A 20,115-nucleotide genomic window follows, 5' to 3' on the forward strand; every position below is an offset into this window, starting at 1 on the left:
TCCAAAATTTCTTTCGAGTCAGAGTGAGCTTGTCCCGCTTTTCTTAAGTTTGATGAAGCAAATAAAATGATTTATTCCAAAATGATTGGTCTAGATTCAAGACAATAAGATTTTAGTAAAAAAAGCCAGTATATATTAATTCAAAACGGCAATGTGAGATGATATGACATTTAGTATAAGTATTTGTTGACACTTTAAAAGAACCTTGCTATTCTATAAAAGTAATGAAGAGGAGGACTGAAATGAAAGAAAAAGAGCTTCGTCGTTCAATGGCTGTTTTCACAATTGGTACAGTCATGAAATTGACCGATTTAACAGCACGGCAAATCCGCTACTATGAGGAACAAGAGTTGATTCAACCTGAACGAAATGAAGGAAATAGAAGAATGTTTTCTTTAAATGACGTTGATGTGCTTCTTGAAATTAAAGATTTCTTATCTGAAGGAATCAATATGGCCGGGATTAAACATATTTATGAAATGAAAAAATTAAATCCTGTTGATTTAGAACAAAAAAATACCACTGCTATGACAGATGAAGATGTCAGACGTATTTTGCATTCAGAATTTTTATCTATTAGTGGATTAAACACCAAAAATACTAATCAGTTTATTGACCCTAATCAGCTATATTAAAATTGTACGAAGTTTGTGCTGATCGAATAGAGCAAATGGGTTCAGCTGCTCTATTTTGTTTTTAAGTGCTACAAATTGAAACCCTTTTCAAGAATTGGTATAATTATGTTACTAAATAAAAGAGGAGAGATGACATTGGATCAAGAAGAATTGAGAAATGAAATCCTATCTATTTATAAGAGTAACGATGGAATAAAAGAAAAAATTGATGGCCTTAAAGGTACTTTTGAAGATGGCGATATAATAGACGTAGTGGAACAGTTGTATGATGAAGGCGTATTGGCTGTTAAAGCAGACAAAGGTTCAGGAAAAGAAGCTTTTCTGTCTAGAGGAGACTCTGATAGCGAAGTAGTTACATTTTGGCCTGAGTCATTAGAATACCAAGAAAAAGCATAAAATTTTTATTTTAAAAAAGAAACCTGTCCACTTGTTGGGTTAGGCTTCTTTTAATCTTTTAATGTATTTTTATTAATAAAAATGAGTATTCATTACTTTGGTTGAAAATAAAGATGAGAAAAAGATAACGGTATTTTATTCCGAAACTATGGCAAGTTTATTATCAAAACCAATAAAAGGAACAAAAAAACAAAAAAAGAAAACACCTTTCAAAAATAGCGGCATATAGCCATTTTTGAGAGGTGTTTCTATTTTTAAACAAAAAACATAAAACCTAAATTACGTCTCAGGAGAGGTTCGAACTCCCGACCGTCCGCTTAGAAGGCGGATGCTCTATCCAGCTGAGCTACTGAGACATCTCTTAGCAACAGAATTTATTATATGGGAGAATGAATAAAAAGTCAATGCTATTTTTACATTTGTCTTTTGAAAGTATGTACTTTTTTCACAAAACCAATTTATTTGTGTTTTTTAACTTAACTGAACCTCTTTGGTCTAAAGGACAAAAAAAGCGTGTTTTTAAGTTTTACCTATCAGAATTGTGAAATAGAGGAAATATTTTTCTAAAGAAGCATTGTGAAAAAACGAAAGAAAAGTAGAGAAGAATAGAGACAAATAAGGTTTTTAAGTGCTTTTTTCTCTTTCACAAGTCATACTATATATAGTATGACTTAGCTTGTGAATATAAAAATTAGTCTATATATGGTGTATGTTATGATTGTAAAAAGACAAGATGTTGTGTAGTATATTAAGAGTAGAAGGAAGCTGCTCTTAGGTAAAGTGTCAGCAGCTTTAATACCAATAGTTTAAATCAAAGGAGTAATGAGAATGGACAATAAAACAATAGTGGTTTATTCAAAACCCAACTGTATGCAATGCAATTTTACTAAAAAATATCTAGACGATAAGGGTGTTGAGTACGTTACTAAAGATATTTTTGAATCAGAAGCTGCATTAGAAGAAGTAAAAGAGTTAGGGTTCAGTTCAGTGCCAGTCATTACAATTGAAGGACAAGAAGCGTTCAACGGGTTCCGCCCAGACTTGTTGGATCAATTAGTATGAAAGTAGTTTATTTGTCTTTAACCGGACAAACTAGAAAATTTGTACAAAAATTAGATATGGATTTGTTGGAAATCACCCCAACGAATCCATATCTTTCAATTCATGAACCCTTTATTGTAGTTGTTCCCACTTATGAGGTAGAAGCAACTGAAATCATAAATGATTTTATTGAGACTGGAGAAAATCAAAATTACTTTAAAGGAGTCGCTGGCGGCGGCAATCTGAACTTCGGAAATTTATTTGTTTTTACAGCTAAAGATTTAGCAAAAGAATATAACGTTCCCTTATTGCATACATTTGAATTTCAAGGAAATGATGAAGATGTGCAAAAATTAAAGAAAGCGGTGAAAGACCTTGGATAAACCCGTATTAGCAACTAAACCAAAAGAGGTTACTTATTTTAAATTGAATAATGAATTGAACCGTCCTGTCAATGGCTCTATCCCTCTTAACAAAGACCGTGAAGCAGTTCGTGCTTACTTTTTAGAATATGTTAATCCCAATACAGTCTTCTTTTACACATTAGACGAAAAATTGAATTATTTAATAGCAGAAGATTATATTGAAGAAGAGTTTTTAAACCAATACGATCGTTCATTTATTAAAGAATTATTTGAAGATATCTATAGCCGGAAGTTTCGTTTCCGTTCATTTATGTCAGCTTTTAAATTTTATACACAATATGCTCTACGTACGAATGATGGGGAACGTTTTTTGGAACGTTACGAAGATCGAATCGTATTCAATGCTTTGTATTTAGCTGATGGCGATAAAGAATTAGCACGTACCATTGCTGATGAAATTGTTAATCAGCGGTATCAACCGGCTACGCCAACGTTTCTAAATGCAGGACGTAAACGGCGTGGTGAGCTGGTTTCGTGTTTCTTGATACAAGCAACCGATGATATGAACAGCATTGGACGCGTAGTCAATAGTGCGCTTCAATTGTCGCGTATTGGCGGAGGAGTTGGCGTCAACTTATCAAACCTGCGAGCTGCTGGCGATCCAATCAAGCAAATAGAAAATGCCTCAAGCGGCGTTATTCCAGTTATGAAATTATTGGAAGATAGTTTCAGCTATTCAAATCAATTGGGACAACGTAATGGTGCCGGAGCAGTTTATTTAAATGTTTTCCATCCAGATATTGTTTCTTTTTTATCTACAAAAAAAGAAAATGCTGATGAAAAAATTCGGGTTAAAACACTATCTCTTGGTTTAGTTGTACCAGACAAGTTTTATGAGCTAGCAGCTCATGATGAGCAAATGTACTTATTCAGTCCTTATGATGTTGAACGCATTTACGGCAGACCGTTTGCGTATGTAGACATCACTGAAGAGTACGACAATATGGTTAACAATGAAGAAATTCGTAAATCTAAGATCAGTGCGCGTGAGTTAGAAAACGAAATTTCTAAATTACAACAAGAATCTGGTTACCCGTATATCATTAATATTGACACCGCTAACCGTGAAAATCCCGTTTATGGAACGATTACGATGAGTAACTTGTGTAGTGAAATCTTGCAGATCCAAGAACCTTCGCTGATCAATGATGACCAAACTTATGAGGTGCTAGGCACCGATATCAGCTGTAATCTAGGTTCTACGAACATTGTCAACTTAATGAAATCTCCTGATTTTGGTAAGTCTGTCGATACTATGGTACGTGCTTTGACAATGGTAACAGACCAATCCAGTATTGAAGCAGTTCCATCAGTCAAACATGGAAACGACAAATACCATACTATTGGGCTTGGAGCAATGGGTTTGCATACCTTTTTAGCTTTGAATCAAATCGAGTATGGTTCACCAGAATCGATTGAATTTACGGATGCGTATTTTATGATGTTGAACTACTACACGCTGGTTGCTAGTAACCGCATAGCTCGCGAACGCGGAATAACTTTTCATAATTTTAAAAAATCAAAGTATGCTACTGGCGAGTATTTCGATAACTATACTGAGAAAGACCACGACTTTTCAAGCAATAAAGTAGCAAGTTTATTTGAAAATCTTGCTGTGCCTACAAAAGAAAATTGGAAAGAGTTGAAAGAAGCGGTTATGCAAGACGGTTTGTATCACCAAAATCGCTTAGCCATAGCTCCAACTGGATCTATCAGCTATGTTAATGAAACTTCGGCTAGTTTGCATCCGATTACCCGTTTGATTGAAGAACGACAAGAAAAGAAAACCGGTAAAACCTATTACCCAGCACCATTCTTATCTAATGAAACATTGCCCTATTATACTTCCGCTTACGATATCGATATGCGCCGTGTAATTGATGTATACGCAGCAGCACAAAAACATATTGACCAAGGGATGAGCTTGACACTCTTTATGCGCTCAGATCTCCCAGAAGGTATGTACGAATGGAAAGAGGGCCGGACAACTAAACAAACGACTCGTGACCTAAATATTTTACGTCATTATGCGTGGCGTAAAGGAATCAAATCTCTTTACTACATTCGTACATTTACGGAAAATTCAGAAGAAATAGGTTCAAATGCTTGCGAAAGTTGCAGTATTTAAGAAGGGTGAATGTAAATATGACAAAACAATACGATGCAATAAATTGGAATAAAATAGAAGATATGATCGATAAATTAACATGGGAAAAATTAGTGGAGCAATTTTGGACAGATACGAGAATTCCGTTATCGAATGACTTGAATGACTGGGCTCGTCTGCCTAAAAATGAAAAAGAGATGCTGGCTAAAGTTTTAGGCGGATTAACGCTTTTAGACACATTACAATCACAAGATGGTGTCGAATCCTTGAAAGACTCTATACGGACGCAACATGAAGAAGCAGTCTTTAATAATATTCAATTCATGGAATCCATGCATGCCAAAAGTTACAGTGCTATTTTCAGTACCTTGAATTCTAAATCAGAAATTGAAGATCTTTTTCAATGGATCAATACAGATGACTTGTTACAAGGAAAAACAGATATCATTAATGGTATTTATCAAAACGGCACTGATTTGCAACGTAAAGTGGCTAGTGTGATGTTAGAGTCGTTCTTATTTTATTCAGGTTTTTTTGCTCCTTTACACTATTTAGGAAATAATAAATTACCAAACGTAGCTGAAATCATTAAGTTGATTTTACGCGATGAATCTGTTCATGGTACTTACATTGGCTATAAATTCCAAATTGGGTACAACAAACTTCCGGAAAGTGAACAAGAAGAATTAAAAAACTGGACGTATGAATTGCTGTTTAACTTGTATCAAAATGAAGTTAAGTATGCAGAGTATTTATACGATGAAATCGGCTGGACTGAACGCGTAAAAGTATTCTTGCGCTATAATGCGAATAAAGCTTTGCAAAATTTAGGTTTTGATCCTTTATTCCCTGATACAGCTAATGACGTTGATCCGGTTATTATGAATGGAATTTCAACTGGGACTTCAAATCATGACTTCTTTTCACAAGTCGGCAATGGTTACCTAGTAGGGATGGTAGAGTCGATGGAAAGTGAAGACTATGAAAAGTGGACTGTTTAAAGTACAACATTAAGAATATCTATCAGTTAAAGCGTGTCTTTAGCTGATGGGTATTTTTTTTATAGAAGAGGGATTATAAGTTTTTTCTACCTCAATGTTTAGCGGACTAGCCTGTCTTTCGGAAATTAGACAAATAAGAACCTGAAGTCTCGCTATGGGAGCTTTATACTATTCGACATAACCAGCTAAAGCTGCAACAGCTTCGGCATAAGCTGCTAAAGCAGCAAGTTTTTCAGCAAAGCCTACCTCAAAGTATATTTTGAAAACTTGTAAAGTAGTATAACAGTAGACAAGAGGGAAAACGGAGCATTAACGACTAGCGCGAATAACTAAACAAAGGCAGCTGCAATTGAAATTATTTGAGAAACCTTCTTTAAACGTTTATGATTAAAGTAATGAAGAAGAGAGTATAAAAGTAGATTTCATTGGAGGAGAAGGTATGAATATAAGAGCGATCAAGAAAAGAGCTAAACAACAGTTAAAAGGAAATTGGAAAGTAGCTATTTTAAATCTCATTATTATTTCTGTTTTAACTGGCATCATGAGCCAAGCGATTTTTTCAGTGATAGGGGCAGGCAGTTTCTTGTCTTTGCCGGATATGATTAGTACCAGCACCTATGAAACAAATGTAGCAGTCACTTTATCGCCAGGAATTGGCCTATTGACAGGGCTAGTTAGTTTTCTCATCGGGTTGCTTTCAGGACTGTTGAATGTAGGGTACAACTGGAGCATCCTTGATATGGTCGACGGGGCTAAGCTCACAGTAGAATCCATGTTTCAAACGTTTAGAAAAAAAAGAATTTGGAAAATACTAGGGTTAATATTGGTGATGAATATTTTAATCGTTTTATGGTCCTTGTTATTGATTATTCCTGGAATTATTAAAACATACAGTTATAGTCAAGCTTTGAATATTTTAAAAGACGATCCAGATATTTCAATTATGGACGCTTTAGACCAAAGTCGTCAATTAATGAAAGGTAAAAAATGGAAATTGTTCATTCTGCAACTTTCTATCTATCTTTGGTTAGTGGTTCCTTTAATCGTATTTGTTGTGTTTCTCTTAGGAAGTTTACGTTCATTAAATGAAAGTTCTCTCAATGATGGAGGACTAGTATGGGTTTTTGTTCTCTTATTTCTTGGTTTACTGCTGTATACTATTGCAATTTCCTTCTATATTCGACCGTACCAAACAACAGCTGCTCAAGTTTTTTACCGTGACTTAACGGATGGACCGTCTCAATTGAATGAGGAGTCTTTAAACGCTGCTAATGAAGAGTATGCTGCTAATAAAGTGTACGATGAAGAATATGAAGGCGATCAATTAGACGAAAGCGAATTTTAGTAATAATAAGAAAGTGAACTGTTGTATTTTTTCCAACAGTTCGCTTTTTTCAAAAGGAACTAAAGAATCGTAAAAAGCATATGTTTTGGTTCTCTTTTCTATTTTTGCTACACTGTTTTTAGAAAGACAACCGTCATTGGAAGAATGGATAAAAGTGAGAATGGAGGAATTTTCATGAAAGATAAACAAGAGAAGAATCAGCAACCTGATGATTTCGATACGATTAATTTTTCTGAAGAAATAACAGCTCCTGGGTTTGGAGTCAACCCAACTGGTCCTGATGAGCCCGAAATTAAACAACCTGGGAAAGACCCAATTGATCAGCCTGAAGCTCCAAAAGTAGATAATAAACCTTTTGAAGAGCCGACTATTCCAGATATCAGTAAAGATCCTATTGACCACCCAACAGCTCCTGAAATAAAAGAGCCGGGTGATATACCTGAACAAACAGTGGAAGAAGAAAAAAGAAAATAAAAAGAAATGAAAACCGTCAGGATGGAGAAAAGTTCCATTCTGATTTTTTGAGGTTAGTTTTCTAATCACAAAACAATGCATTTAGTTAAAGGCAATTGTTTTTCATTATAGTTCGTATTATAATAAAAAAGGTTGAATTGGAGAGTTACCCAAGTCCGGCTGAAGGGGACGGTCTCGAAAACCGTTAGGCGATCAATTCGTGCAAGGGTTCAAATCCCTTACTCTCCGTATAAAATAATGTTCTAATCAAAAAACAAGACTCTCATTTTAGAGTCTTGTTTTTTTATCGTATTTTTAACAACGACAGATAAAAAAGTAGAATAATATCGGATAGGTTCATCATTATTCTTAAGTCAGATAAATTGAAAAAGAGTGACCCATTGATTTTTATGAAGTTTTAATGAATAAAACTCTCACAAAAAACTGGCGTTTGCCTAGATAAAAATAGCTGCAGGAAGAATTATGTTATTTATTAACGGATTAAAAGCTGATAATATAAGCTTTTAAAGTAAAATTAAAAGAATGTTGTAATTTTAGGTAGAGTATAACGTTTTGTATAAACAAAAAATTAAGGTACAATAAAGTTGTAATTAAAAACATCTGTGAAAAATGCCTTTTGTAATCATTTTTAACTTAGCCGAAATTCAAAAGAGAGGTGGCCATTATTATAAATTTATTTGTTCTCCTAGGCTTAAGGAAAAAACATGGGAAATAACGAATTAGTTGACCATTTAATAAGTGAACACAACCCTACCCACATTAAGCTTTAGCGAAAAGGAGGTAGAGAAAAATGAAAAAGGTGGTTTTGGTTTTAGGAATAGCGATAGTGCTATTGGCAGGTTGTGATTATATAGGCAATAATAGTGATAAAAAAAGCGAAGAGAAAAGTACTTCTGTTGTGTTAACGGAAAGTGAATCTAATTCAAAACAGTCTACTGCTACTGCTTCTAGTGTAACGACTAAAGCTGAAAATAAACAAGAAAAAGAGCCAATTACATTTGTTCCACAAAATGATGAAACAGATAAAGGGTTAACTATTGAAAATGATGAAACCTTGGCAAAGCTACAAAAAATTGTAGATGAAAATCAAGATATGGGATTTGAAGACGATATAACAATTGTATATTCTGGTCAGACGTTTGGAGAGACTTCAAATTTAGCTGGTATTTTTTTCATTGTTAATCGAACGGATAAATCTTTGAAAAATATGAAATTTACTTATACATTCGGAGGAATCGACAGGCAACTCATTTTTGACCAGAAAGCTTTTGCCTTGTCAGAAGAAAAATTTGGCACATTAGAGCCCAATACCGTTATGCCGATGTACTTTCCAATTGAACCTGAAAACGAAATGGCGTTCAAGGAAATTGATGCTGCACAAGTAATTGAAAAGATAGATACTTTCAATTACGATACAGCTGATAATAATACAGATTCTTCAGGAAAAGAACCTGCCACTTCTGAAGATGAATTAACTTTTAAGATACCTAAACAAAATAGTGATAAAGGCCAAACTATTGAAAACAATCAATTAATGGCTAATCTCAAACAATTAGTGGATGAAAATCCATCCATAGGGTTTGAAAATGATGTGACGGTTCTTTACTCTCAATTACATGAAAAATCAGAGGATCAATTATTAGCTTATTTTTTTATTATTAATAGAACAAACACCACGATGGAAAATTTAAGTTTTATATTTAATTATGGAAATAAAAATGGAGAAAAGGTCTGGGACCGTGAACAGTACCGTATATCCTCAGAAGTCTTTGGCACCTTTGAACCTTTTACGGTTATCCCAATGACTATGGAAGTCCCAGCAGGTAAGGAAGAATTATTTTTATCCATTACGGAAAAAAATATCCAAACAAGTATAGAAAATTTTCATTATGAAAAAGTGAATTAAAAAGAAGGAATGACATGAGGGTAAGAGGGTAAGGTAATTAAAAAGGAGGAGCAGAATATGAAAAAGTGGATGGTAATTATAGGAGCAGCATTTTTAATGGCTGGATGTGATATGGTAGGGAATAAGGGGAATGATTCAACTAACAGCTCAGCTGCCTCTGAAAAGACGGCAGTATCAAGTGAAAGTATGGCTGTAAAAGAATCTAGCTCTTCTGAAACGCAATCAGAAGTTTCTTCTGAGGAGTCGATCATGGAATCAAGCACAGTTAATGAAGATTCTTCTGAAGGAGCAGGTGCAGGCGGAAACTTAAGGGAATCTCAAGGTGGTTCTTCAAGTGAAACAGAAAAAACAGCAAATGAGATACCATTAGTTCCTCAAAAATCGGATATAGAAAATGGATTTACACTCGAAACAGATCCTGTCTTGCAAGAAATTGAAACTAGAATAAAAAGCGCAGATTCTATTGGTATCCCTAATGATGTAGCCATTCACTTTACGGGGATGTATTTAAATGAAACTGGAAAAACACAAGCAATTTTTATCTTAGTTAATTTGACAGAAATTTCAATGACTAATATACAAATGTCCATTAGTTTCAGCAATACTTCAGATGAAGTTATTTTAGATAAAAAGGCCCTTTCTCTTACTGAAGATAAGTTCGGTATACTTGAGCCGAATACTGCCATGCCTTTATATGTAGACATTCCAAAAGAAAAAGAAGATATTTTTTATGATTTAAAAGATTTTAGTGAAATGGTTTATTCTATTGATTCATTTGACTATGAAGAAGCCAAAAATTAGCTAAAATAGGAAGACCAAGCTAATTGAAACTAAATTTTTTATAAGAGTGTCAGTGATTAAAGATCATTGACCTCTTTTTTTGAAATAGAAGGAAATATATTTTTCAGCTATAAGAATTCTTTAAAAAGGAGTTGATTAATAATGTCGACATACAATAGAAACAAATGGGTAACCATTCCGAACATTTTATCTTGCATCCGTTTATTATTAGTTCCGCTTTTTGTTTTAACCTACTTAAAATCAACTGAACCAATTCATTATTATTATGCGGCTCTACTTCTTTTAATTTCAGGTTTAACTGATTTGCTAGATGGTTGGATAGCTCGTAAATATCAGCAAATTTCTGAAGTAGGCAAGCTTTTAGATCCATTGGCAGATAAAATTACCCAAGCAGCAATTATTTTTTGTTTGTTGACTCGTTATGAATGGATGTGGTCAATTATATTGTTATTTGTAGCGAAAGAATTATTCATGGGAATTTGTAACCTTGTTCTTTTACGCAGAGGAACGAAACTAGATGGGGCTAAGTGGTATGGAAAACTTTCAACGGCTGTATTCTACATCTGCATGTTTTTTTTAATTGCTTTCCCAACAATTGCTACTTCTCAAGCGAGTCTATTAATCAGCATCACTGCTTTCTTTTTAAGTTTGTCGTTTATACTCTACGGCAAAATATTTATTCAAATGTATCAGGCAACAAAAAGATGATATTAGAATGGAAGAATAAACGTGTTGTTTTGAAGGTTAGTAACATGCATTAGTTTTATTTTTTCAACATTAGAATACAACCAACTTTCCTTCTGGGTTTTAAGACAATTCAGTTGATTAGTAAGGGGTTCCATGGTACTATAGTAGTGAAAAGAAGGACAAGGTACAATGTCTTCTTTTCTAGAGTCAGCAGAAAGACTCTAACGTTAATAACCGCGAAATGGGTTATTAACGAACAGATGGTTCTATTTTGACAAACATCAGCTCAAATGGAACAAGTCAAAAATAGAATCGTCCGAAAGACTTCATGATGTGGCTAAGTTCCCTTGGTTGAACAGTCAAGAAGAAGCAACTTAATTAAAAAAGATAAAACACAAACTATTTAGAGATGTAAAATAAAATAGTCCGGCAGAAAAAGCGCTAGACAAAACAGAATAAAATGGGACTAGCTACAAAATGAGGAGAAGGGCTCGAAAGCAGAGCCCTTCTTTTTTAGGTTCTATTATTTTTAGTGTTGATAAGAAGAATGAGTCTATTCCACAACTTGAAATTTTCAGAGGAATAGCGGCTCCTTGCAGCCATGTAAAGGATTCAATGCGAATTACGAAGCGGTTAGGCTTCGTTTGAGGCTTGAAAGGCTGGAGACATGTAAGGCTCCAGTCGTTCCCATGGCTCTTGCAAGCAGACGCGTAAATTCCGGAGGAAATTTCATTATTAAGCATGACCAACACAATTCGATAAAGAAATGTAGCTGTTTAATGAAAAGAAGGAGGAGAAGGAATGATCCATTTATTTAAAAAAGGCGAGAGCCGGACCAGACCAACTTTATTATTGCTCCATGGAACAGGAGGAAATGAAGAGGATTTAGTGCCATTAGCAGAAATCATTGATAAAAAGGCTTCGATTTTAAGCGTTCGTGGAAATGTTATAGAAAACGGAATGCCACGTTTTTTTAAACGATTGTCTGAAGGGGTTTTTGATGAAGAAAGTTTGCTATCAGAAACGAAAAACCTATATGAATTTATATATGAAGCAGCTGAAAAATACGAATTTGATGTGAATAACGTAGTGGCTTTAGGTTACTCAAACGGAGCCAATATCGCTGCTAGTTTGTTGTATCATTATCAAGCAGTTTTTAAGGGAGCTTTGCTGCATCATCCCATGGTTCCTTTAAGAAATAAAGAACTTCCTGACTTATCTGGTATACCCATTTTTATCGGGGCAGGAGAAAATGATCCGCTGTGTCCACCAGAAGAAAGTAAAGAATTGCAGCAAACCTTTGAAAAAGCGGGAGCACATGTAACGGTAGAATGGAACGATCATGGACACTCATTGACGCAAAAAGAGATCATGGCAGCTGCCGAATGGTACTCCAAGCGCTTCAATTGAAAGAAGGGGCTTCTGGCTGAAGATGATGGCAGATTTTTACCGCTTGTTTCGTAGTGTCAAGCGAAAGTAAAAATGTCCCAAAACCAAGGGTCACATTAATGCAAGCTTTTACTTCGCAAAAGCTTGCATTAATGTGACTGAATTTGTTAAAATTAGCCTTAAGCTGTTTGTTCAGCTTCGTACTCTTCGAGTGTTTTTCCGACACTGCGAAGATATCTTTTGAAAGATTCTAGTTTCCACGGGTGAGATTGTGGGGGAATATACTGGCGTCTTTCTTTTTTTTGCTCTGGAATCGGATCAAACTCTTTTGAGTAATAGTCATGCTCTTTCAGTCTCCTTGTTGTGTATATTTTTTCAGCTATATTTACATAGATATCTCCATTAAACGCTTCGATAATTAGCACCTTTGATTTTCGTGTGAAGTATTTATCTTCACTACCTTCCGTAGGCAGGTAGTAGTTATTTTGATAACGAATATGATGCCCACTATCCACTTTTCTATTCGCTACTCGTGCTAATAACAAATTGATTTCAGATTTAGTTGGTGCCTTTTCATAAATGGATTCCTTCGTTTTATGACCAAACTTCTTATTGAAAGTTCTAACCCATTTCGTTAAAAAATGATTGGCTTTCTCAATAGATTGTATTCCAGCTAATTCTAAATCTACAGGAAGTCGCGATTGAACAGTCCCGTTTAAGCGCTCTACACGTCCTTTAGCTTGTGGAATAGATGAAGTTCTAATCTCAATACCGAGTTGATGACAGGCAAACCCGAACTGGGTAAATGTATCTTCTTCAACCGCTCTCATGGCTTTTGATGTGTATTCAAAAACCGTTCGTTTATCTGTCAAAAAAGCTAAGGGAATGCCTTGTTTCGTTAGAATCTGATTGAGCACATGATAATAACCCTTGAGTGTTTCTTGCGTATCGAAATAAGCCCCAACGATATTACCAGAAGCGTCATCAATAGCTAAATGAAGATGTGTCACCTCTTTACCAAACCAGTTATAGGAACTGGCATCCATTTGAATAAGCTCCCCCTGATATTTCTTTCTAGGACGGCTGGGATGGCTTTTTTCGGGTAACTCCATTTGATCTTCGGCTCTTGGAACCAATGGGTTCTCAGCCTTTTTTTCTCCTTTCATCGATTTAGCTTTGATTCGAGCTTTTATTTTCTTACGCGTTTTTCTTTGGGTTTTAGGTGATAAAATATTCGCTTGATATAAAATACGACGAATAGTCGTATCGGTGTAACAGATGTCATAATCCTCCTTCAGAATTTCAGTAAAATGCTTCACATTAGGCTGTATCTTAAAACTTTGATAGAGCTCGACCACTTGTTTTTTTGTTTCCTTTGGCACAGCGTGCTTAGCCGTTTTTCCTCTGTTACCGTGTGAAAAAATAGCTTTTCCTCCTTTTTGATAGTCTTGAATCAATCTGTTGACTTGCCTCGTCGAGAGCCCAAGTTCAACACAAGCTCTCTTTTTTTCCTTTCTTTTTTCTGCCACAGCTTTTATTACTTTATATTTTTTATCTTCATTCATCGTTAGCATGATCCTTTTCATGAGTTTATTTTATCATTTTGGGACATTTTATGCTTCGACCTACTTAGGACATTATCACGTTCGAATGATAGGCAGATTTTTACCGCTTGTTGTATGTGTAAAATAGTTCTCGAGATATTATTATTTTTTACTGGCAAAAAGAAAGAAGGCGTTCTATCATAAATGTATGCTTGACCGGCAAATACATAATTGAAAGAGGCCTTCTTATGAATAAGATTATATCAAAGGTTTACCAAATAATAAAGGATTCAAACAATTTAATAGAGACAGAAGAAGCTATTCAGGTTTATATGTATGAAGTATTTTCTGAATTAGTGGGAGATGTCTTCACTCATATCAATCAGGTGATCAAAGAGGAGAAACAACTTGAAGGTTGGAAAGTGAAACGAGAAGATTGGAAAACGGTCCAATTTATTTTCGGTCCCGTTCGGTACTATCGTACCTTAATGGTAGATCACACGGATCAGAATCATTATCCACTAGATGAGTGGTTAGGCATTCGAAAATATCAGCGTCATAGTCCATTAGTAGAAGTAAAAGTGGCTGAGTTGGCGAGTAAAGCTACTTATCGAGATACTGCAACTATGCTAAATGAATGGACGGCTGTCACAATCAGCCACCAAACAGTTGGCAGTCTTCTTAAACGCGTTGGATCAGCACAAGCACGTGAAGATGAAGAAAGCGTATTGGAGCTAGAAGAAGCAGCTGAATTACCAGAAGGGAAAAAAGTGGACTATTTCTATGCCGAAGCGGATGGCGTTTTTGTTCGTGGAACAGAAAAGAAAAAAAGCTTAGAAGTTCGTCATGCCATTCTTTACGAAGGCTGGAATAAAAACGGAAAACGCGTTTCCTTAAAGGAACCTAAAGCCATTATGACGACTAAAAAAACCGCTGGTTTTTGGGCAGAGGTTCAAGCCTTTACAGCGAATCATTATGCCTTACAACAAGCCCAAGTCATTACCAATAGTGACGGTGGACAAGGCTATACTGCAGATAGATTCCAAGAAGCTTTTTCTCAATCGAATTATCCCGTTCTCAATCAGCTAGACTCTTATCATGTCTTCCAAGGCTTGAATCGTGCATTTGGCGTGAAAACTAACGTTTTTAAACAGCAGGTCAAGCAAGCATTAAAGACGCATGATTTAGATCATTTAACTATTTGGCTGGATACGTATGAAAGTACGTTAGACGAAACAGCAGCAGTGGAAAAACTGAATACATTTAGAACCTATGTTTTACGGAATTGGGATCGGATTTTCGATTGGCGCGAAAAAGTAGAACAGGCTCCGAAAGGCGCCAGAGGATTAGGCGCAATGGAGTCGAATCAACGACACATCTCTTTTCGCATGAAAAAGCGAGGAATGCATTGGAGTGCAGAAGGTTGCGAAGCTATGGTAAAGGTAAAACAAGGGATGTTCAATCACACCTTGCGTGAAGACTATCTTCACCAACAAAATAGAAGTGCGAGACAACAACGCAAGCTGAACCAAACGGTTCGTTTATCGTCGTTATTGCATGAGAAAACACGGCAGTCAGTCGGGGCAAAGAATGGGATCATTCCATTGTATGCCTCTCGTTCATCGGCAATAGGACAATTAATTAAAAGTTTTCGTTAATTCCTGTCTTTTGGGAGAAGGTTCCTGGTTTTAGGAACGTTCTTCCAAAAGATGGGCCAGCAAGCGGCGGAGCCGTGCGGTAGCTGATGGGTGTACAAAAATAGAGTGCCTAAACTAGTGAAGGAATAGGACGCTCGAGAAAAACTTGACACAAACCCGCTTGTTTCGTAGATTTCATTTTGATGAAAAATATGTTATAATAGAGAAGTGAACGATAAAATATTCAGGTAACGTGCTTTAAGAATCAAAGAAATGAGGGAATTTATATGGGAAACAAAATAACCAAAGAAATTCAATCGTTAGTTGAGGTTGAGCTTCGAAAAGGAGCCAGCAAATCAAGAATTGCGACTCTTTTGGGCGTGCCGTATGATGAAGCAAATGAAATTATCGATGAAATAAAAGCTTCTTTCAGACCAGACTTGGGAGATCAAATTATTTTTTTATTTAGAGATGAAAAAATGGCTGGAACTATTGTAAAGTTGTTAAATAACAGTGCAGTTGTTGAAATCTATTGGGAAAAATCTTCTGAAAAAATGAAAGATATTATGGAATCTAAAACAATCGTTAATTTTAAAGATATCGTTGAATTTGTCCATAGTGAAGTTTAATCAAATAGAATAACCCCAAAAACATCCATTCTTAAAAAGAGAAGGGATGTTTTTTTTATTTTAAAAAAAACAGGTGTACAAACTGAATAAACAGCTATTTAAGTAGGACTGTATTATTTTATTTTATTTTCTGCTTGACAGTTTTTGATTTTAATAATATAGTTTGATAGTCAAATAGTTTGATGCTCAAAGTAATTTATTGGAAGCAAATATAAGAACGGAGGAGCTGATGTGGATAAAACATTAGTACATGAAATCAATACTTATTTAATTACGATTTTTAATGAAATTATGATCATTGAAGAAGATGCGCTTCAAGGCAGTACATTTAAAGATATTTCTATTAAAGAAATGCATACCATCGAAGCTATCGGAATGAATCGAGACCATACGACATCCGAAGTTGCTAAAAAGCTGGCTATTACTGCTGGTACACTGACCGTTTCTGTCAATAACTTAGTTAAAAAAGGGTATGTTGAAAGAATTCGCAGTGAAATGGATCGAAGGGTTGTTAAGTTAGGTCTTACCAAGAAAGGCCGACTTCTTTATCGATTACATGATAAATTTCATCGAGATATGGTGAAAGAGACTATATCTGGAATGGAACAAGAAGAAGCTGAGATATTAATCAAAGGTCTAAGAAACCTTCATATTTTTTTAGACCAAATAAAAAATAATTTATAAGAACAGAGTTGAACTCGATGCAAGCAAAAATTATTGGTACCGGGAGCTATGTTCCTCAAAAAGTAGTTTCCAATGAAATGTTGGAAAGTTTAATGGACACCAGTGACGAATGGATCAAAACAAGAACTGGCATCGAAAGACGCCATCTAGCTGAAACGGAGAATACATCTGTTCTTTGCGGGAAGGCGGCTCAAGCGATTCTTGAAAAAACGGGTATCGTTGCAGAAGAAATCGATTTAATCATTGTGGCTACTATGTCGCCGGATTATCTGAGTCCCTCAACTGCTTGTTTAGTTCAAGATTATCTTGGAGCCAAGCAAGGGATGGCTTTTGATGTAAGTGCAGCTTGCTCAGGATTTATTTACGCTTTGTCTGTAGCTGAAAAGATGCTGCAAAGTGGTGCTTTCCGTTATGCTCTTGTTTTAGGCGGAGAAGTTATGTCTAAGATTATTAATTGGGAAGACAGAAGTACAGCTGTTTTGTTCGGTGATGGTGCTGGCGGGGTTTTATTAGAACGAACAGAAACAGAAGGAAGTTTTCTAGGCGAAGACATCCATGCAGATGGAAGCCGAGGCTTAGCCTTAACAACTGGCTCATTACCCGTTCAAAATCCTTACAGCTCTCAAAAAGAGCCGAATGATGTGTTTTTAAAGATGGAAGGCCGAGCCATTTTCGATTTTGCTATTCGAAGCGTGCCGAAAAGTATTCGTTCGGTTGTTGAAACTGCCGATCTTTCCTTAACAGATATCACGCGAATCATACCGCACCAAGCGAACTCGCGAATCATTCAAGCCATTGCGAAGAAATTAAAAATACCTTTTGAACAGTTTGCCTTAAATATTTCCAATTATGGAAATACTTCGGCAGCTAGTATTCCGATTTTATTAGATGAACTTGTTTCTTCTGGTGAATTGACTCTTGGTAAAGACGAAAAAATTATTTTAACTGGATTTGGTGGAGGACTCACTTGGGGTTCCATGTTAATCCAACTTTAATTAAGTAACAACAAGCTTGCTTAAGCTATAAAAAAATTAAGCACATACTAAAAAACAACTATAATGGAGGAAACAAAAATGACATTCGAAAAAATTCAAGAAATTATCGTGGACCAATTAGACAAAGAGGAAGAAGAAGTACAATTAGAAACAAACTTCCGTGAAGACTTAGAAGCGGACAGCTTAGACTTATTCCAAATCATTAACGATATTGAAGACGAATTTGATATTAAAATCGAATCAGAAGAAGGACTAACTACTGTTCAAGATATCGTAACGTTTGTAGATGCAGAGTTAGCTAAAAAATAAGAACAACCAATTAGAAAGAGGGAACCTGTATGCAGTCTCAATTAATCGAAAAACTTGGCATTAGATACCCCATTATTCAAGGTGCTATGTCATGGGTCGCTGATCCAAGTCTAGTAAGTGCGGTTTCAAATGCAGGAGGTTTAGGCATTCTTGCTTGTGGGCATGCGACAGGAGAAACTGTTCGTGAATTGATCATAGAAACAAAGAAACTAACCGATAAACCGTTTGGGATCAATGTGCTGCTCCTTTCTCCACATGTAGACGAAGTGGTGCAAGTTGTCTGCGAAGAAAAGATAAAAGTTGTCACAACAGGCGCGGGTAGTCCAGGAAGATATATGGAACAATTCAAAGCTGTTGGAACAGTGGTTATCCCAGTCGTAGCTTCAGTTGCTCTAGCAAGAAGAATGCAAGCTGATGGAGCAGATGCAATCATCTGTGAAGGAATGGAAGCCGGCGGACATATTGGCAAAACGACTACTATGAATTTGGTTCCACAAGTGGTAGATGCGGTTACAATTCCCGTTATTGCTGCTGGTGGAATTGCAGATGGGCGCGGTGTAGCTGCTGTTATGTCACTTGGCGCTGCTGCTGCTCAACTTGGGACTCGTTTTGTTGTTGCATACGAAAGTAACGCGCACCGAAACTTTAAAGATTCTATTTTGAAAGCAAAAGATATCGACACCGTAGTAACAGGTATGATTACTGGACATCCCGTTCGCGTATTGCGTAACAAACTAACTCGTGAGTATTTAAAAGTTGAGAAAGAAATTACTAGTGATGAAAATCCTGATTTTTCTCGTTTAGAAGCTCTCGGAAAAGGCGCTTTGAAGCGAGCAGTAGTGGATGGAGACAAAAAAACCGGATCTTTTATGTCAGGACAAAGTGCCGGTTTAGTAAAAAAAGAACAAAGTTGCGAAGAAATCATTCATCAACTAATGGATGAATACAAAGAAGTAATCGAAAAACAAGCACGCGCTTTGTCTTTATAAAAAGTAAACGGTTTGTTCTATTTAAATACCAGAAAGCTGAAAGAAGTTCCTATTGGCTTCCAAGGATTTCTGGTTATTTTTTTGGAGTCGAAATTTCTGGTATTCCAGTAGTCATTTTGAAGGGTTTTATTAAAAAGCGAACTGAAGGAGTCATTATCAATGAAGATTGCTTTTGTATACAGTGGCCAAGGTGCTCAATATTCTGGGATGGGACAAGAACTTTACGATAATCACGAAATTGTCCGTACTCTATTTAATGAAGCAAGTGCAGCTTTAAATATGGATGTTGCAGCACTTTGTTTTGAAGAAAATGAATTGCTTAATCAAACAACGTATACTCAGCCAGCTATTTTAACACTCAGTACAGCAATCGATGCTTTACTGAAAGAAAAGGGGATTGAACCTGAAGTTGTAGCTGGTTTAAGTTTAGGTGAATACAGCGCTTTTGTGAAAGCTGGAGTACTGGATTTCACTGAAGCGGTAAAATTAGTGAAGAAACGCGGTCAATACATGACGGAAGCTGTCCCACTAGGCGAAGGGGCAATGAGCGCTGTTTTGGGATTAGATCGTGAAACCATTATGGAAGCTTGCCAAGAAGCAAGTGATCTAGGAGTGGTTTCTCCTGCTAATTACAATATGCCTGGACAAATAGCGATTGCCGGTCTTAAAGAAGCGGTTGACAAGGCGGGAGAAATTCTGCTGGAAAAAGGAGCTAAACGTGTGGTTCCGCTTCAAGTAAGTGGTCCTTTTCATACAGCGTTACTCCAACCTGCAGCTGAACAACTAGCAGAAGCTTTAAAAGAAGTGACGGTTAATGATCCTGATTTGCCTGTCGTTAGTAATACAACTACTAAAGTGTTTACGACGAAAGAAGAAATTCTTGATACGATGGTTAAGCAAGTCATGTCACCTGTTTATTGGGAAGATGATGTCAGAGCCATGATCGATTTAGGGGTAGATACCTTTATCGAAGTTGGCCCGGGGAAAACGTTGAGCAGTTTTATTAAAAAAATTGATAAATCTGTCCTTACTTTAAATGTGGAAAATAATAAAACATTAGAAAAAACGTTAACTAAATTAGCAGCGTTGAAGTCAGATGGTCACATATAAAAAATCGTTTT

Annotated in this window: 20 protein-coding genes and 2 tRNA genes; 20 read left to right on the forward strand and 2 right to left on the reverse strand. The window is 36.0% G+C overall.

What is annotated here, in order from left to right:
- The first annotated feature begins 242 nt into the window (after positions 1–242).
- Both BR87_RS01460 and BR87_RS01465 read left to right on the forward strand, forming a co-directional pair.
- Entirely contained in the window at positions 243–635 is a 393-nt protein-coding gene (locus tag BR87_RS01460; protein ID WP_035027808.1) for a MerR family transcriptional regulator, read from the forward strand.
- Between the two features lie 135 nt (positions 636–770).
- Entirely contained in the window at positions 771–1,031 is a 261-nt protein-coding gene (locus tag BR87_RS01465; protein WP_035027811.1) for a hypothetical protein, read from the forward strand.
- 282 nt (positions 1,032–1,313) lie between these two features.
- Here the strand turns inward: BR87_RS01465 and BR87_RS01470 are convergent.
- Positions 1,314–1,387, reverse strand: a tRNA-Arg gene (locus BR87_RS01470).
- Between the two features lie 472 nt (positions 1,388–1,859).
- Between BR87_RS01470 and nrdH the strand changes: the two genes are divergently transcribed.
- The 11 genes from nrdH (at position 1,860) to BR87_RS01525 (ending at position 12,228) form a co-directional block, all read left to right on the forward strand.
- Entirely contained in the window at positions 1,860–2,093 is a 234-nt protein-coding gene (gene nrdH / locus BR87_RS01475; protein ID WP_035027814.1) for a glutaredoxin-like protein NrdH, read from the forward strand.
- On the forward strand, positions 2,090–2,455 hold the full coding sequence (gene nrdI, locus BR87_RS01480; protein WP_035027816.1) for a class Ib ribonucleoside-diphosphate reductase assembly flavoprotein NrdI: 366 nt from the start codon (positions 2,090–2,092) through the stop codon (positions 2,453–2,455). The genes nrdH and nrdI overlap by 4 nt, the downstream gene beginning before the upstream one ends.
- Entirely contained in the window at positions 2,448–4,625 is a 2,178-nt protein-coding gene (nrdE, locus tag BR87_RS01485; RefSeq protein ID WP_035027818.1) for a class 1b ribonucleoside-diphosphate reductase subunit alpha, read from the forward strand. Before nrdI ends, nrdE begins: the two co-directional genes overlap by 8 nt.
- 17 nt (positions 4,626–4,642) lie before the next feature.
- Positions 4,643–5,605: a class 1b ribonucleoside-diphosphate reductase subunit beta gene (gene nrdF, locus BR87_RS01490; RefSeq protein ID WP_035027821.1), complete on the forward strand. Its 963-nt coding sequence runs from the start codon at positions 4,643–4,645 to the stop codon at positions 5,603–5,605.
- Between the two features lie 439 nt (positions 5,606–6,044).
- The gene (locus tag BR87_RS01495) at positions 6,045–6,950 is read left to right on the forward strand and encodes a DUF975 family protein (protein WP_035027824.1); all 906 of its coding nucleotides are present in this window, start codon (positions 6,045–6,047) and stop codon (positions 6,948–6,950) included.
- Between the two features lie 174 nt (positions 6,951–7,124).
- The gene (locus BR87_RS01500) at positions 7,125–7,424 is read left to right on the forward strand and encodes a hypothetical protein (protein ID WP_035027827.1); all 300 of its coding nucleotides are present in this window, start codon (positions 7,125–7,127) and stop codon (positions 7,422–7,424) included.
- Between the two features lie 139 nt (positions 7,425–7,563).
- A tRNA-Ser gene (locus BR87_RS01505) sits at positions 7,564–7,652 on the forward strand.
- Positions 7,653–8,214: 562 nt separating this feature from the next.
- Positions 8,215–9,330, forward strand: a complete 1,116-nt coding sequence (locus tag BR87_RS01510; protein WP_035027829.1) for a hypothetical protein — start codon at positions 8,215–8,217, stop codon at positions 9,328–9,330.
- A 57-nt stretch (positions 9,331–9,387) separates the two neighbouring features.
- A complete protein-coding gene (locus tag BR87_RS12530; protein ID WP_051929616.1) occupies positions 9,388–10,131 on the forward strand; it encodes a hypothetical protein in 744 nt (247 codons plus the stop codon).
- Between the two features lie 141 nt (positions 10,132–10,272).
- Entirely contained in the window at positions 10,273–10,839 is a 567-nt protein-coding gene (locus tag BR87_RS01520) for a CDP-alcohol phosphatidyltransferase family protein (RefSeq protein WP_035027835.1), read from the forward strand.
- 780 nt (positions 10,840–11,619) lie between these two features.
- Positions 11,620–12,228, forward strand: coding sequence for an alpha/beta hydrolase (locus BR87_RS01525; protein ID WP_035027837.1), 609 nt, complete (start codon positions 11,620–11,622; stop codon positions 12,226–12,228).
- A 158-nt stretch (positions 12,229–12,386) separates the two neighbouring features.
- Here the strand turns inward: BR87_RS01525 and BR87_RS01530 are convergent, their stop codons facing one another.
- On the reverse strand, positions 12,387–13,772 hold the full coding sequence (locus BR87_RS01530; RefSeq protein ID WP_035027841.1) for an ISNCY family transposase: 1,386 nt from the start codon (positions 13,770–13,772) through the stop codon (positions 12,387–12,389).
- A 227-nt stretch (positions 13,773–13,999) separates the two neighbouring features.
- Between BR87_RS01530 and BR87_RS01535 the strand changes: the two genes are divergently transcribed.
- The 7 genes from BR87_RS01535 (at position 14,000) to fabD (ending at position 20,104) form a co-directional block, all read left to right on the forward strand.
- Positions 14,000–15,409 (forward strand): ISLre2 family transposase, encoded by a 1,410-nt coding sequence (locus BR87_RS01535; RefSeq protein ID WP_035027845.1) that lies wholly within the window; start codon positions 14,000–14,002, stop codon positions 15,407–15,409.
- A gap of 266 nt (positions 15,410–15,675) precedes the next feature.
- A complete protein-coding gene (locus BR87_RS01540; protein ID WP_035027847.1) occupies positions 15,676–16,017 on the forward strand; it encodes a hypothetical protein in 342 nt (113 codons plus the stop codon).
- Positions 16,018–16,248: 231 nt separating this feature from the next.
- On the forward strand, positions 16,249–16,701 hold the full coding sequence (gene fabT, locus BR87_RS01545; protein WP_035027851.1) for a fatty acid biosynthesis transcriptional regulator FabT: 453 nt from the start codon (positions 16,249–16,251) through the stop codon (positions 16,699–16,701).
- Positions 16,702–16,718: 17 nt separating this feature from the next.
- Positions 16,719–17,696: a beta-ketoacyl-ACP synthase III gene (locus BR87_RS01550; protein WP_035027854.1), complete on the forward strand. Its 978-nt coding sequence runs from the start codon at positions 16,719–16,721 to the stop codon at positions 17,694–17,696.
- A 78-nt stretch (positions 17,697–17,774) separates the two neighbouring features.
- Positions 17,775–18,005, forward strand: coding sequence for an acyl carrier protein (locus BR87_RS01555; protein WP_035027857.1), 231 nt, complete (start codon positions 17,775–17,777; stop codon positions 18,003–18,005).
- Positions 18,006–18,034: 29 nt separating this feature from the next.
- A complete protein-coding gene (gene fabK, locus BR87_RS01560; RefSeq protein WP_035027860.1) occupies positions 18,035–18,994 on the forward strand; it encodes an enoyl-[acyl-carrier-protein] reductase FabK in 960 nt (319 codons plus the stop codon).
- 159 nt (positions 18,995–19,153) lie between these two features.
- On the forward strand, positions 19,154–20,104 hold the full coding sequence (fabD, locus tag BR87_RS01565) for an ACP S-malonyltransferase (RefSeq protein ID WP_035027861.1): 951 nt from the start codon (positions 19,154–19,156) through the stop codon (positions 20,102–20,104).
- Positions 20,105–20,115 lie beyond the last annotated feature (11 nt).

The organism is Carnobacterium mobile DSM 4848, assembly GCF_000744825.1.
Taxonomy (GTDB): Bacteria; Bacillota; Bacilli; order Lactobacillales; family Carnobacteriaceae; genus Carnobacterium_A; species Carnobacterium_A mobile.

Bases quoted from the DNA above. Each gene is read 5' to 3' on its own strand.
- BR87_RS01460 (WP_035027808.1), top strand. From the start codon at position 243: ATGAAAGAAAAAGAGCTTCGTCGTTCAATGGCTGTTTTCACAATTGGT.
- nrdH (WP_035027814.1), top strand. From the start codon at position 1,860: ATGGACAATAAAACAATAGTGGTTTATTCAAAACCCAACTGTATGCAA.
- nrdI (WP_035027816.1), top strand. From the start codon at position 2,090: ATGAAAGTAGTTTATTTGTCTTTAACCGGACAAACTAGAAAATTTGTA.
- nrdF (WP_035027821.1), top strand. From the start codon at position 4,643: ATGACAAAACAATACGATGCAATAAATTGGAATAAAATAGAAGATATG.
- BR87_RS01495 (WP_035027824.1), top strand. From the start codon at position 6,045: ATGAATATAAGAGCGATCAAGAAAAGAGCTAAACAACAGTTAAAAGGA.
- BR87_RS01500 (WP_035027827.1), top strand. From the start codon at position 7,125: ATGAAAGATAAACAAGAGAAGAATCAGCAACCTGATGATTTCGATACG.
- BR87_RS01510 (WP_035027829.1), top strand. From the start codon at position 8,215: ATGAAAAAGGTGGTTTTGGTTTTAGGAATAGCGATAGTGCTATTGGCA.
- BR87_RS12530 (WP_051929616.1), top strand. From the start codon at position 9,388: ATGAAAAAGTGGATGGTAATTATAGGAGCAGCATTTTTAATGGCTGGA.
- BR87_RS01520 (WP_035027835.1), top strand. From the start codon at position 10,273: ATGTCGACATACAATAGAAACAAATGGGTAACCATTCCGAACATTTTA.
- BR87_RS01525 (WP_035027837.1), top strand. From the start codon at position 11,620: ATGATCCATTTATTTAAAAAAGGCGAGAGCCGGACCAGACCAACTTTA.
- BR87_RS01530 (WP_035027841.1), bottom strand. From the start codon at position 13,772: ATGAATGAAGATAAAAAATATAAAGTAATAAAAGCTGTGGCAGAAAAA.
- BR87_RS01535 (WP_035027845.1), top strand. From the start codon at position 14,000: ATGAATAAGATTATATCAAAGGTTTACCAAATAATAAAGGATTCAAAC.
- BR87_RS01540 (WP_035027847.1), top strand. From the start codon at position 15,676: ATGGGAAACAAAATAACCAAAGAAATTCAATCGTTAGTTGAGGTTGAG.
- BR87_RS01550 (WP_035027854.1), top strand. From the start codon at position 16,719: ATGCAAGCAAAAATTATTGGTACCGGGAGCTATGTTCCTCAAAAAGTA.
- BR87_RS01555 (WP_035027857.1), top strand. From the start codon at position 17,775: ATGACATTCGAAAAAATTCAAGAAATTATCGTGGACCAATTAGACAAA.
- fabK (WP_035027860.1), top strand. From the start codon at position 18,035: ATGCAGTCTCAATTAATCGAAAAACTTGGCATTAGATACCCCATTATT.
- fabD (WP_035027861.1), top strand. From the start codon at position 19,154: ATGAAGATTGCTTTTGTATACAGTGGCCAAGGTGCTCAATATTCTGGG.